General features: G+C 54.2%; 14 protein-coding genes and 1 pseudogene. 6 read left to right on the top strand and 9 right to left on the bottom strand.

Features of this window, described 5'->3' with window-relative positions:
• Positions 1-64: 64 nt before the first annotated feature.
• Entirely contained in the window at positions 65-1189 is a 1125-nt protein-coding gene (locus tag BUB78_RS10960) for a response regulator (protein ID WP_084732833.1), read from the top strand.
• Positions 1190-1469: 280 nt separating this feature from the next.
• Complete coding sequence (locus BUB78_RS10955) at positions 1470-2882, top strand: cytochrome P450 (RefSeq protein WP_245813447.1); 1413 nt, start codon at positions 1470-1472, stop codon at positions 2880-2882.
• 80 nt (positions 2883-2962) lie between these two features.
• Here BUB78_RS10955 and BUB78_RS10950 read toward each other — a convergent pair whose 3' ends face one another.
• Together BUB78_RS10950 and BUB78_RS10945 are read right to left on the bottom strand one after the other, a co-directional pair.
• On the bottom strand, positions 2963-4345 hold the full coding sequence (locus BUB78_RS10950; protein WP_073198085.1) for a sensor histidine kinase: 1383 nt from the start codon (positions 4343-4345) through the stop codon (positions 2963-2965).
• Positions 4346-5185: 840 nt separating this feature from the next.
• Positions 5186-5365 (bottom strand): hypothetical protein, encoded by a 180-nt coding sequence (locus BUB78_RS10945; protein ID WP_139279313.1) that lies wholly within the window; start codon positions 5363-5365, stop codon positions 5186-5188.
• On the opposite strand from BUB78_RS10945, the pseudogene BUB78_RS10940 reads away from it, so the two are divergent.
• Both BUB78_RS10940 and tig read left to right on the top strand, forming a co-directional pair.
• Positions 5346-5483, top strand: a pseudogene (locus BUB78_RS10940) (ATP-binding protein); the annotation flags it as partial. The gene BUB78_RS10945 and the pseudogene BUB78_RS10940 sit on opposite strands and share 20 nt — an antisense overlap.
• 565 nt (positions 5484-6048) lie before the next feature.
• Positions 6049-7380, top strand: coding sequence for a trigger factor (gene tig / locus BUB78_RS10935; RefSeq protein ID WP_073198080.1), 1332 nt, complete (start codon positions 6049-6051; stop codon positions 7378-7380).
• Between the two features lie 118 nt (positions 7381-7498).
• Here the strand turns inward: tig and BUB78_RS10930 are convergent, their stop codons facing one another.
• The 5 genes from BUB78_RS10930 to rpsF form a co-directional block, all read right to left on the bottom strand.
• Positions 7499-8248, bottom strand: coding sequence for an acyl-homoserine-lactone synthase (locus tag BUB78_RS10930; RefSeq protein ID WP_245813446.1), 750 nt, complete (start codon positions 8246-8248; stop codon positions 7499-7501).
• A gap of 205 nt (positions 8249-8453) precedes the next feature.
• Entirely contained in the window at positions 8454-9167 is a 714-nt protein-coding gene (locus BUB78_RS10925) for a LuxR family transcriptional regulator (RefSeq protein WP_245813444.1), read from the bottom strand.
• A 289-nt stretch (positions 9168-9456) separates the two neighbouring features.
• On the bottom strand, positions 9457-10074 hold the full coding sequence (rplI, locus tag BUB78_RS10920; RefSeq protein ID WP_073198075.1) for a 50S ribosomal protein L9: 618 nt from the start codon (positions 10072-10074) through the stop codon (positions 9457-9459).
• A 12-nt stretch (positions 10075-10086) separates the two neighbouring features.
• On the bottom strand, positions 10087-10314 hold the full coding sequence (gene rpsR / locus BUB78_RS10915) for a 30S ribosomal protein S18 (protein ID WP_039002053.1): 228 nt from the start codon (positions 10312-10314) through the stop codon (positions 10087-10089).
• Between the two features lie 29 nt (positions 10315-10343).
• Positions 10344-10706, bottom strand: a complete 363-nt coding sequence (gene rpsF, locus BUB78_RS10910; RefSeq protein WP_073198237.1) for a 30S ribosomal protein S6 — start codon at positions 10704-10706, stop codon at positions 10344-10346.
• A gap of 232 nt (positions 10707-10938) precedes the next feature.
• Here rpsF and BUB78_RS10905 point away from each other — a divergent pair, with 232 nt between their 5' ends.
• Positions 10939-11448: a hypothetical protein gene (locus tag BUB78_RS10905; RefSeq protein ID WP_073198073.1), complete on the top strand. Its 510-nt coding sequence runs from the start codon at positions 10939-10941 to the stop codon at positions 11446-11448.
• Positions 11449-11567: 119 nt separating this feature from the next.
• Positions 11568-12143 (top strand): YceI family protein, encoded by a 576-nt coding sequence (locus BUB78_RS10900; RefSeq protein ID WP_073198071.1) that lies wholly within the window; start codon positions 11568-11570, stop codon positions 12141-12143.
• Positions 12144-12227: 84 nt separating this feature from the next.
• On the opposite strand, the gene BUB78_RS10895 is transcribed toward BUB78_RS10900, so the two are convergent.
• Positions 12228-13439, bottom strand: coding sequence for a DegT/DnrJ/EryC1/StrS family aminotransferase (locus tag BUB78_RS10895; RefSeq protein ID WP_073198069.1), 1212 nt, complete (start codon positions 13437-13439; stop codon positions 12228-12230).
• The coding region (locus BUB78_RS20910) for a hypothetical protein (RefSeq protein WP_220084001.1) at positions 13430-13628 on the bottom strand (199 nt) is incomplete at its 5' end. The genes BUB78_RS20910 and BUB78_RS10895, both read right to left, overlap by 10 nt.

Genomic DNA, 13628 nt, shown 5'->3' with positions numbered 1-13628 from the left:
TGATCACAATTATAAATGATTAATGGTCCACTAATCCGTATCAAACGGCCGGTGGGTGAATATAATGTCTATTGAAGGAAATAGCCGTTTCCAACGCAAAATGGAAATCCGCGCTAAAAAGCAACCAGGTTGCAGAATTTTGGTCGTAGATGACGAGCCAAGCATTCTGGAGGTTGTGAAAACAGCACTGGAAACGCTGGAAGATTATCAAGTTTCAACTGCAAGCAATGCAGCCTCCGCACTTGACGTAATCAACGGCGCTGAAAAACCGTTCGACTGTATCCTGCTTGATATCCAGATGCCGGATATGAACGGCATCGAGCTCCTGCGGCAGCTGCGGGTAATTCCGGAATATACAGAGACACCCGTTCTCATGCTCACCGCCATGAGTGATCGCAAGTATATTGACGATGCGTTCGTGGAAGGTGCGACTGACTATGTAAACAAGCCCTTCGACTTTCTCGAACTTCGCAGCCGCATCAAGTGCGCGCATAGTCTTGTACAGTCGCGCCGCGAAGCCGAAAAAAGCATGCAATGCGCAAGCGATCTCAAATGCAAGCTGGAAACTATCCAGCAAATGGATTTCGAAGATCCAATCTCACTCAAGGGGTTGAAGAACTTTCTCCGATATATCGAATTTGACAACTACGCGGCCCAACTCGCGCGGCGTAAGATGTTTGGTTCACAAGCCATTTCAGTCATATTGCAGGATGCCGATCTCTTTTATCACCATGTTGGTTGTGAAGGTTTTCGGGAGGCCATCCAGGACGTGGCATCTTGCATTCAAGGCGCAGCGGATGACATGGATTTTGTTTTCTCATACCGTGGCAGTGGCGTTTTCCTAGTTATTTTGCATGGCCGGAAGGTAACGGATTCCATACTTGGAACAGTGACTCTTGGCGAGATGATAGGCGCGCAACTGAGACAGCATGTGACGGATGAGCGTGTAGAAGTCCTGGTAGGAGAGCCGGTATCGATGCGCCTGTTGTCCCGGAGCAACGCGACCGGAGCACTTAAAAGAGCCATTGACTGCGCCAAGGCTCTTGAAGCCGAGATGCGAAAGAACGACTATGCGAAAAGTTTCGATTTTGACCGCGATTACCACCGCCAGAAAACGGGGAAAAAGCGGGTTTACGAACGCGTTTTGAGAGAACTCTTTGGTGAAGACAACTATCTGAACGTCGAGTAGATTTTTCGCGAGAACAGTTTTCCAGCTCCAGCTTGCCACTGAGCGCTGACAGGCTGCACTTTCAAAAACACCCACAAAAGACCACCGACCATTTGCTCGGATATTTCTGCTGCCCTTGCCGAACATGACGAGCATGGTTAACACTCCTTTGGAATTCGCTTTGATTGCGAAAGTAATAAGGATGAGCCCCACGGCACTGTTGTATCGCTGACTGGATGTTTTGGGCTGAGTTAACGAAAACGTTTCCGAATTTTCCTAGTGGCTATGCTTGAGTCTTGCAATGCCCTCATATGGGGGTGTCGAGGGGGAAGCAAAAGCCAATGGTTGGCAATTTGGGGTGGGGGTGATGATGACGACACCAGTGTCATTTGAGGCGGTGCCAATTGCGGCCAAGCTTGCAACAAAACCCGTCGGGCTGATGGAGTTTGCGCGGCTGGCCGGACGAAATATGCTCGAGGTCATTCCAATTGAAACCTCGGTCGAAACCTATGTTCGGGGGCCTTTGAATATTCACTACATTTGTGATCCCGAAATTATTACGGAACTTTTGGTCGGTAGTGGCAGACACTTTCCGAAGGCCAAATTCACCAAGGACATCATCGGTTCGGCCGTCGGCAACGGTCTTATCTTGGCTGAAGGCGAAAAATGGAGAAAACAGCGTCAGCGGTATTCCCCCTTGTTTGCGGCAAGGAACTTGCCCCTTCTGGCAACACATTTCGCTGAAACCGGCATCGAGGTGGCGGATTCCTTATGCGAAGGGCACGGGATTGTGGACGTCACACAAATGGCGCCGGCATCCACCATTACGAACATTTCACGGGTCATCTTTTCCGGCAACGAAGAGGTGTCGGCGGAAGAAATAAGGGCCGGGCTGAAGATATACTTCGAATACATCTCAGAGATTTCGCTTTTTGATCTTATGCGGTTGCCGAAATGGATTCCGCGGCGGAAATGGTTGCGGAGTAAAAAGCCAGTTACGAATATGCGAATTCTTGCGCGGCAGGTCATCGAAAACAGGCGTGAGGAGAACCGGGACATTCCGCAGGATTTCCTGGACTTGATGATTGCGGCGCTGGACGATGACTATGAGGATATCGCGACTACGGTTGACAATCTGCTCACATTTGTCGTCGCAGGGCATGAGACATCCGCCAATGCGCTGGCCTGGGGATATTATCTTTTAGCGCTGTATCCCGAGGTGCAAACGATGATTCGAGAGGAGATTTTGTCCATCTGTCCCGACGGGCCTGTGACGTTTGACGATATTCAGAAAATGGATCTGCTGAGGGCACATATCAATGAGACGCTGCGTCTCTATCCCTCGGCTGCATTTTTTGCCCGCGATGCCGCGGAAAACCTGACGATCAAGGGCATTACGTTCAAGAAGGGGGATGCACTCTTCTTTCCCGTCTATTCACTTCATCGCAACGAGAAACTCTGGAAAGAGCCGAACCTCTACCGGCCCGGTCGATTTCTGACCGACAAGTTTCCTCGTGGTCAGTTCATACCCTTCGGAGCCGGACCAAGGATTTGTATTGGCGCACAATATGCGGAAACCGAAATCATGGTTCTGATTGCCAGTGTTCTGCGCAAGATCGAATTTTCGTTGACCGATGTTCCCATTCCACGTCCCGTTCTGACGTTCACGATGCGCCCAGAAGGACCGATGATTCTGAATGCGACACCTGTCTGAACGGTCTTACGGCAAGAGAAGATTTTGCGTGTACTCGCAAATTCAAGCTGAGCTGTTCAATTGAGTGAAATGCAAAATGCTCAAGGCAATTCTGGTGGCACTCTGTGGGCGAGGAATTCAGTGAAAAAGGTGGTCCCGCATCCAATTTCGCTTACGTAGTCAAGTATGCCGTTATGGTGTTCCACAATCTCTTTCGAGATATTCATTCCCAAGCCACTTCCTGCCGCTCGTCGCTGGTCGGAAGAATCCAACTGGCTAAAGCGACCGAAAACCTTGCTTTCTGCTCCGTCGGGGATTCCGCAGCCTGTGTCTTTCACGTAAATTCTGACCTTGTCGCCGATGCTCTCGTATCCAACGGTCACTGTTCCCCCCTCCTCGGAGAACTTTGCCGCATTTGAAATCATGTTCGCCATGACCTGCATGAGGCGGGTTTCATCCCCTTCGATCACCAAGGGGGTGTCCTCGGGGCATTCCTCGACAAGGGTTACATTATGCGCGGTCGCATAGCCGACGTTGCTGTTGACCGCTTCACTGACAAGAGCCTGAACGCTCAGGACGTCCCTGCGATAGTTCATTTCCCCGGCTTCGATCTTTTGCAGGTCAAGCACATCGTCGATCAGATTGGACAAGCGTTTGCTGTTTTTGCCAGCCATGTTCAGAAGACTCTTCATCTTTTCCGGAATCTCGCCCATCGCGCCAGAATTCAGAAGGTCAAGCGATCCCCTGATCGAGGTAAGTGGCGTGCGAAGTTCGTGGCTGACCGTCGATATGAATTGGGACTTTACGATGTAGGCGGCTTTCGTTCGCTCATGTTCCTGCCTGAGCGCCTCTAGCTGTGCCAGATTTTTTCGATATAGTCTCAGGAAGACGATTGAACAGTCGATCAGAAAATACATCACAAAGATGACCGTGAAAAAGTGCAGCCAAAGCTCTGAATCCAAGCTGGGTTGCGATATCCAGATATCCGTGAATACGATAACCAAAAAGGATAATCCGTACATTGCCAACCTGATGCCCAACGCCAGCACCAGTTGGTGGTTGTTCATGGCAGCAAACAGTGCAGCCGCAAAAAGAAAGAATAATGGCGTGAAATGGCCACCGAGTTCCTGTTTGAAGGCAACGGATACGGCATAGAGACAGATTGCAGCAGAGCTTAGGATCGTATTCAGAAGAATCCATACCAGGCTGGAGTGTATGGCCCGCTTTTGATTTACGTGCAGCCGTCTAACACGTCTGGCAATTATGATATCCTGAAGTTCGCAAAAGACGATCGTGCAATAAAAGATCGCGGCATTGACAGCATCAAAGTAAAAAGCCGTCAGCAGTGTGGTCGCAAGATAGATGGCCTGACGCTGCCAGAGCAGCGCGAATGCGCCCCAAGTATAGTCTTTCAGGTTTTGAAGCAGCTTGGCGTCGGCCGCCGTAGCCGAGTCTTTCGGCTGATCAACTCCAGAAAGCCTCATGATTTGACCTGTCTAAATTTCTGTTATCTTTTAAACGAGTAGTATTGTCACATAATCTTAGGGAAGGAATGGGTCTGCTTTCCGGTTAAAGTTTGTCATTCTGTCTGAAATGTGCCGACGTCACGCAGTAAGGGCCAGGCCAGAGCTCATCAAGCATTTTCGACTAGTTTGCAGTCTGATGATCTCGCTTTAGTTGCATTTTACCGTTGATGCGTATCTTTAGGCGTCTTTGAAGCGCCGGAGCAAGCGGTGCGTGCCTAGCGCTTCACTACCTGCCAGTCACGCTGGATATCCACTTGCGGAGCTTTGAAAGAGTAATCGGGTGGCAGCCTTCATCAATTTCTGTCTGATCAATGAGCGCAGGAAACTTGTCATGTCTTGATTGCGACCTTGGCTTACTGCTTCCGTTTATGTCTGTTGCGTCATTCTTTCTCGCGTATTCACTGAACACAGCATTAACCTCTCTTATTAATTGGCGATCTAATGCTGAAACCATTTGCTGGGATACTTTGGCATAATTTGGGCAAAATTGTCCTGATCGCGCCTTGGCTGTGGAAACAGTATGTTTCAGAGATTAACCTGAGCCCCTAGGTCTACACAAAACTGGATGAAATTCAGGGACTCAGGTAAATGATGACGAGGCGCTTCGTGCATCAAGGTGATCAATGAGGGACAAGACAAAGCTGCAATCTGGCGTGCATAATCCGTCGGAGAGCTGTTGAAGTTGATGATCGGGAAAGGATCTTTTTCCCACATCGTCAACAGGGCCTGACTATGGGTTCGCCAGAGATCAAACAGCGGGGCATCCTCAGTGAAGTCGGTTTGCCGCGCGCGTAGCGATCAAACAACTTCCGCCGGGTGACGACCCGTGCCCGCTTGGGTCTTGAGCAGGTCTCCCTCTCCGTGCAGGCGGGCCATTTCGATCGGATCGCCTTCATCATGGATGGCTTTCCAGCATTCGGGGCGAATGTAGAACCAGGCCTGATCCCGCCAGCCGTCCAGAGGATCAACTCTGATCACAAGCAATTTGCCGTTCGAAGACTGGACGGAAACCTTCGGCCCAGAGCGCCTGACCGCTGCGCTACTCGACCGGCTGACCCACCACGTTAACATCCTGGAAATGAATGGCGAACGCTAACGCCTCGACCAAAGCCGCGCACGCCTCGCTAATCCTTCAACCTGATAAATGAACAATTGGCCTGACGGCCGATGCGCCTTGGACCGTGCCTGCTGATTGAGGGCCACACGCTCCAGGGCGCACGCCCCAAGCTGGCCTACTTTTGCTCCGCCCCAATGGCAGGTTCTTACGTCGCCTTTGACAGTTGACGATACCGGTCAGGTGGTGGCGCATGGTGCAGAATAAAGTTTGAGCGGCGGAATTTCCCTGATCCGGCAGGATCGTGCAGAAATGGCCCGACGTTCGCAGCAAAATAATGCCCGATAGCGCGGGGTGAGGCGGGTCACGCGCAAGGGTGAATGCGTCGGGGTTGGAGGATTACGGGCGACCCTTGCCTGAAGGCTGATGCGTCAAGCGGCCCAGTGCTGCCTTTCATTCTTGGGGATAATCTGCGGGGTTTCGATGCTGGCGGGATCGCGCACAAAAGACTCTGCTTGCAAGCCGCGCGTTGCGCACCTAGAACGACCCCTGATTTTGACCGCTGCGGACGCCTCCGCGGCCCGATTGCAATGGATGAGGACGAACAATGCAGGTCACCGAGACCCTGAACGAAGGCCTAAAGCGCAGCTACAAGATGACCCTGTCGGCCAAAGACCTGGACGCCAAGGTGATGGACAAGCTGAAAGAAGCCCAGCCCGATGTCGAGATGAAAGGTTTTCGCAAAGGTAAAGTGCCGCTGGCACTCTTGAAAAAGCAATTCGGCGACCGGGTGCTTGGCGAAGCCATGCAGGAAACCGTCGATGACGCCATGAAAGCGCACTTCGAAGAAAAGAAAGAGCGTCCGGCGTTTGAGCCCGATGTCAAAATGACAAACAAGGACTGGAAAGAAGGCGACGACGTCGAAGTCGAGATGAGCTATGAAGCTCTGCCTCCAATCCCGGAAATTGACCTGAAAACCATCAAGCTTGAGCGCCTGGTGGTCAAGGCCGACGATGCCGCCGTCGACGAGGCGCTGGCCAATCTGGCCGAGAGCGCACAGGATTTCAAAGACCGCAAGGCCGGCGTGAAATCGAAAGACGGCGATCAGGTTGTGATCGACTTTGTCGGCAAGGTTGACGGCGAAGCCTTTGAAGGCGGAAGCGCCGAGGATTACCCGCTTGTGCTTGGCTCCAACAGCTTCATCCCCGGTTTCGAGGAGCAGCTGGTCGGTGTGAAGGCCGAGGAAGAAAAGGCCGTCACGGTCACCTTCCCCGAGGAATACCAGGCCGAGCATCTGGCAGGTAAAGAGGCGGTGTTTGACTGCACCATCAAAGCCGTGCGCAAGCCGGTTGCCGCCAAGATCGACGACGAGCTGGCCCAGAAATACGGCGCAGAAGATCTTGCCGGTCTCAAGGCCCAGATCAGCGAACGCCTCGAAGCGGAATATGCCGGTGCCTCGCGCGCCATCCTCAAGCGTAACCTGCTTGACGTTCTCGACGAAAAGATCAGCTTCGATCTTCCGCCGACGATGGTTGAAACCGAGGCCAAGCAGATCGCGCATCAGCTTTGGCACGAGGACAACCCCGAGGTTCAGGGCCATGATCACCCCGAGGTCGAAGTGACCGATGAGCACACCAAACTGGCCGGGCGCCGGGTGCGTCTCGGGCTTGTTCTGGCAGAGCTTGGCCAGAAGGCAAATGTCGAAGTGACCGATGCCGAAATGACCCAGGCGGTGATGAACCAGGCGCGTCAATATCCGGGCCACGAGCGGGAGTTCTTTGAATACGTTCAGAAAAACCCGCAAATGCGTCAGCAGATGCGCGCACCGATCTTCGAGGACAAGGTGATTGATTTCGTGGTTGAGCTGGCCGAGGTTTCCGAAAAAGAAATCTCCAAGGACGACCTGGAAAAAGCCATCGAGGCCATGAACGACGAATAATCGCCGTCGGCGTCACTACAAAAAGAAGGGCCGCCCTGGGGAGAAACCGAGCGGCCCTTTTTCGTTCTTTCGCTGCAGAGCGGATCAGGGTGTGCGTTCTGTCCGTGAGTAACTGCGCTTATTGGGGGGTAGCGCGAATGTCTGAGCTGGAACGAATTGTTTGCGCAAGGGCGGCTCGAAGCGCCACTGCCGCACGTTTTTCGTGTTCGGTGGTAGCGGCTGCGATCTGTTCGTCGCAATAGTCGCGAAGGTCCGGCGACATCGTGTCGTCAGTGGACCGCGCGGCAAGTGCATCTGCAACTTCGTCTTCGTCAGCAAAGATATTTCCGGTGATCCCGGCGAAATTGCGAATGCGGGCAATGCGCTCTTCGGTGATATCGCTGAGCGCGGCAAGTGCCTTTGTCTTACCCATCTGAACGGTTTGGCCGAGATAGCCATGGGGCGCATTATCACAGCGCTTCAGGATGCGGTCCATGGCCGGATCTACGACGCTGATCACATCCGAGATGCCAGATTCGTAGGCGTATTCGGCAATGCCGGCCATCAGCTCACAGGCTGTGGCGGAAACGCTGCGCGTGGATCCCGGCTGTTTCAGGCGGTCGGTGTCGATGCAAAACCGCGTGTTTTCCCAGACCGTGGCACTGCGCAAGGGCGGTTCTCCCATCAGGATATCCTGGAACACATCTGTCAGCATATGCGGACCAGTGGTCTGCAGCATGCGATTACACCCGATCACGTTATATGAGTCGTCCAGAGCGACGAGATAGACCGGATCGAGGTTGTCAAAAATATCAAATTCGCGCCCGTCTTCGACCGTCACATCCCATCCCATGCGGTCTTGAAAGACACGGGCCCGAAGTTGGAACATATCGTCGATAACAGATTGGAACCGGTCTCGGTTCAAAGCGTCGATTACAAGGATCATGGTTTTTCTTCCCCAATGTGAGTGCTAGAGGGACGAAGATACCGATATTTCATTTTTTAAAAATTAGGGAAATCCCGTAGTGCGGCCATGTTCACGAAAACGTTTGTTCAAACCGGCGATACAAACCTGACACATCTCTTTGGTGAATTCAACCGGGGTAGATCAATCCGAGGCTGACTGCGCGCCCAACAGCCTGCGCGGTGCTGATCGTGCATAGCTTTTCGCGGGTTGAACGCACATGAACTTCGACAGTGCGAGAAGATATCATCAGAATGTCGCCAATGTCCTGCTGGGACTTGCCCGCTGCAACCCATTGTAGGATTTCGATTTCCCGCGACGAAAGCTTTGGTTGACGCAGCGTTTTCAAGAGTGGATCAGAGTTCATCACCGCGTCGTGCAGGTGGACGGCGTTGTTGAGAAGGCTGCCCAGAATGTCGCGTTTCAGCTTGATCCATTCGGCCTGTGGCACTGAGCTACAGGCACACAGCAGTCCGATTTCACCGAACATTCCGCGAATTGGCACCGTGACGCCCCGCTCGGGCAGCTTGAAATCATGGGCGTCTTTGAATACACGGTCATAATTTGGGTCGCGCATCAGGCGCTGCCAGTCGACCGGTGCGACCGATCGGGAAGCTGAATTCAAGGTGGGGTCGTATTCCTGAAGGCGATTTGCGACGTAATGAGATTTCCAGTCGTCAGGATAGGTGGTGAAACCATGCATCTTTCCAGAGATCGGGTTTGCCGCGAAATAGGTCGCATGCTCAACACCAAGCGTGTCACACAGCTTGTTTAGGTGTCCGACATAGTCGCGCTGACACTCTGGCGTGCTTGCCAGATCTATGAGGTCGATGCGTTTTTGCATTTCGCCATGGGACCGTGAAGTTACCCCTGATCCTCCATCTCTTGTTCATGTTCCAACCGAATCTCCCAGTTCTGTGAGTTGGTTGCTTACGATACCACTATACCCCCGCATTTCAATCAAGGGGGATCGGTGTGCTTTTGACGCGAACGGAGGTCTCGGTAACACTCGGAACAAAACAGATGTAGCAGTCTCCCGACAGTTGAGTGGGGTGCCTGCGACGTTTTGTCAACAAAAAAAGCCGCGCGCCAGTCAGGGCGCGCGGCTTTCAGAACGCAACGGCGTGCTCGCCTCAGGTGTTCGCGTCGTCTTCGACGGATTCGGCAATCGCTGACAGATCATCGTCGTCCGATGCGGCTGCGCCGATATCCTCGAACAGTTCCGCGATTTCAAAATCGGCGGCTTGTTCGGCTTCTGCGGCGGCATCCTGAATGGATTTGCCAGACGCCTGAAGCTCGGCTTCTTCGGTAGAGCGCGCAACGTTCAGAACGATGGTCGCCTCGACCTCGGGGTGCAGTGTGACGATAACGTCATGCAGACCAAGGTATTTGATCGGGCTGGTCAGCGCGACTTGCTTGCGCTCGACGGTAAAGCCGTTCTCGGTTGCCGAGTCGGCCGCGTCACGGGTGCTGACCGAGCCATAAAGCGCGCCGCTGTCAGAGGCCTGGCGAATCACGATGAACTGCTGACCGTTCAGCTTGTCCGCCATGGCTTCGGCTTCTTTGCGGGTCTCGAGGTTTTGTGCCTCAAGCTGCGATTTGCGGTTCGCGAAGTCTTCGATGTTCTTGGCCGAAGCCGAGAGCGCCTTGCGCTGCGGCAGAAGATAGTTGCGCGCAAAGCCGGGCTTTACGTCAACGACTTCGCCCATCTGGCCAAGCTTGGCCACGCGTTCAAGAAGGATCACTTGCATATCAATGTCTCCTTATTTCACGGCATAAGGCAGCAGGGCGAGAAAGCGGGCACGTTTGATGGCACGGGCCAGTTCACGCTGCTTTTTAGCCGAGACTGCGGTGATGCGGGACGGCACGATCTTGCCACGCTCAGAGATGTAGCGTTGCAGCAGGCGCGTGTCTTTATAGTCAATTTTCGGCGCATCATCACCCGAGAAGGGGCAGACCTTGCGGCGACGGAAAAACGGTTTGGTAGCCATTGGTTATAGTCCTTTCTTCAAGTGATGGATTAACGGCGCTCGCGGCGTTCGCCACGCTCACCACGTTCCTCGCGCTTCTGCATCTGCACCGAGGGGCCCTCGGCGTGCTCATCGACCTTGATGGTCAGAACGCGCATCACATCATCATGCAGGCGCATCAGGCGCTCCATCTCCTGAACCGCCGACGACGGGGCGTCGGTTTTCAGAAAGGCATAGTGGCCTTTGCGGTTCTTGTTGATCTTGTAGGCCATCGTCTTGACGCCCCAATACTCGCTTTCAACGAGTGTGCCGCCATTATCGGTCAGCACGGTGCCGAAATGTTCAACAAGGCTTTCGGCTTGCGCGGTGGACAGGTCCTGGCGCGCGATCATGACATGCTCATATAGCGGCATGTTTTCTCCATTTCTATCAAGGCGCATTTCATAGGACGGACAAGACCCTTTCGCGGCCCATCCACGAGAGACTGCGCGGTGCATAACGATTACGAAAGGTCCGGCGCGTATACGATGGATGCGGTCGACGCGCAAGCCGGTTTGACCGGGTCGAAGGAATGCCTTGGGTTTGTCCCATTTACGGCACGTTTTGCGGCCAAGTTGTACCTGTTCGAGTGGAAAGGATAAAGACATGGTTGCCTTGCCGGATTTGCCGCGTGATTTCACACATGCGCCTCACAGCTTTCATGACAACACCGCAATGTCCGAGAAAAAGACGAAGAAGAAGGACTTCCGCCGTGCCGCCAAGGGGTTCCTTGGAAGCGTGCTTTTGTTGTCTTCTGCGGGCATCTGGCTTGTGTCAACGGGCGCGAATGATGCGGCTATGATGCTGATCAAGCTGGTCTTTTCGCTGTCCCTGTTCTGTGTCGGAGCGATGTGCTTTTCCACCCTCGATCCCGAAGATATCGCACCCGAAGTGCAAATCGATACCACGCGCCGCCAGCTTCGTGTGATAGAGACCGGGCTTGACGGGCGCACGCGACGGGTTGCGGTATATGCGCTTGACGATCTGGCGGAACTGTCCCTGCGTGACCATGTTCTGACAGCGCGCGATTTTTCGGGTCGTCAGGTCGTGGCCTTGCCTGTGAATGACCGCGCGACGGAACGCGCCCTGCGCCGAGCGTTAAGCTTTGCCGCCTGAACCGGCGAGTGTTCGCCAGTTCACAGCCCCTGTTTGAATCTACGTAATTGTGATTTTGGGCCACCGGGGCGAAGTGTATAAGCATGACTTGTACGTTTCTCGCCTGGAGGCTCTTGATAATGAAACAGACTTTGATCGCAGCGGCTCTTGCCCTGACCACGACCGGGGCGATTGCCGCTCCGCAAGACTACACCTTGGATCCGAGCCACAGCCAAGTTGTGTTTTCTTACAACCATCTGGGTTTCTCGACCACCTATGGGATGTTTTCGGGCTTTGAGGGCTCGATCAGCTTTGACGCCGAAGATCCTGCGGCCTCGTCGGTTACTGTCTCGATGCCTTTGATGTCGATGATGACCGGCTGGCAAAAACGCTTTGATCATTTCATGACCGAGGATTTCTTTGGCGCCTCTGAGGGCGACATGGTTACCTTCACCTCGACCGCCATCGAAGTGACCGGCGACAACACGGCCAAAATCACCGGCGATCTGTCGATGAACGGCATGACGAAATCGGTCACGCTGAACGCGACTTTGAACCAAAGCCTTGAGGCGCACCCGATGAATGGCAAGCCCTGGATGGGGTTCGATGCCACCACGACATTGCTGCGCTCTGACTTTGGTGTCGATAAGTTCGCGCCCTATGTCAGCGATGAAATCGACGTGAAAATCTCGATCGAAGCAGGGCGGTCCGAATAAGCCATCCGGCGTGTTGACCACTCAGGGAAAAAGGCCGCCTGCGGGGATGCAGGCGGCCTTTTGTGTTGCTCTGATTGAGCCGCCTTAAGTGCCGTAGGCGCGTGCAACACCCATCACATCCTCTGCGGAACTGACAAGCGCGTCGGAAATCAAGTCCAGCTCGGGCGTGGTCAGCCGCGCGGGCAGGCGGGTATCACAGGCCCGCATCAGCATCGCACGCGTCTGCGGCAGATGGGGCGTCTCACCGGGAATGAATTGCCAGTTCCAGAAGGCGCGAGCGTTATCGACGTTTTGCCCGAACACCTGAACCTTGACGCCGCGCGCAGAGGCGGCATCGGCAAAGGCGCGGGTTTGCTCATCGCTGAGCCCGACAAGGTTGAACTGGATCGAATCCGGGGCGCGCTCTTCCGGGCCAAGTTTGGGAGGCACGCTCAGCCAAGGCGACAGGTTCAGACGCTCGGCGACATAGTCGTGATTTCTGCGCCCCTGGCTGACACGCCGCGCAAGTTCAGGAAGCTGTGGACGGATGATCGCGGCCGACAGATTATTAAGCCGCAGATTATAAAGCGGAAACTTGTTCTGCGCGCACGCAAATGCCGCCTCAAGCAAGGGGTCGGGGGCGCCAATGTGCTTGGTCCAGTTGTGTTCGTAAGCGCCCGACATGATCACGGCGCGGGCAATAAGATCGGCGTCATCGGTGATCATTATGCCGCCCTCGCCGGCATTGACCATCTTGTAGGATTGAAAGCTGAAACAGCCGATCCGCCCCAGCGTGCCGATATTGCGCCCGTTCCAGGTGGTGCCAAGCGAATGCGCCGCATCCTCGATCACCGGAATGCCGCGCGCGTCGCAAAGGGCGAGGATCGCATCCATGTCCGAGGTATGCCCGCGCATGTGGCTTATGATGACGGCGCTTATGTTGTCCGCAAGGCGCGCCTCGAAGTCCTTGATGTCAATGCGGTAATTCTCACCCACCTCGCAGAGCACCGGCACGCAGTCGGCATGCACGACCGACGACGGCACGGCGGCAAATGTAAAGGCCGGGATCAGAACCCGCGCATCACGCGGCAGACCAAGCGCCTTGAGCGAAAGGAAAAGCGCGGCTGAGCAGGACGAGACAGCCAAGGCGTATTTCGAGCCAAGCAAAGCCGCAAACTCTGCCTCAAGCAGGGTGACGGGGGCATTTTTCGGCGCTGTATAGCGAAAGAGATCACCCGATTTAAGCATCCTGTCGACCTCGGTGCGGGCGGATTCGGGGATCGGATCGGCGTCATAAACGTTGGGGGCTAGGGGCATGTTTTCGGCTTTCCTGAAAGTAGTCTTCGGAATCGATGAATATATAGCGTGAAAAATTCACAGAAAGCCAAAAAAAATCCAGCCACCGGAATGGGAGATATAGCTAAAAGTTGGTGATGGCCCCTGAGGGGCGGCATATCATGGCGTTGTTCACGCGCCGCAATTCTCATCTGAGAAAAGGATATGCCA

The sequence above is a fragment of the Roseovarius marisflavi genome (assembly GCF_900142625.1).
In the GTDB taxonomy this organism is placed as follows: domain Bacteria; phylum Pseudomonadota; class Alphaproteobacteria; order Rhodobacterales; family Rhodobacteraceae; genus Roseovarius; species Roseovarius marisflavi.
This window is presented reverse-complemented; position numbering and strand designations above follow the sequence as displayed.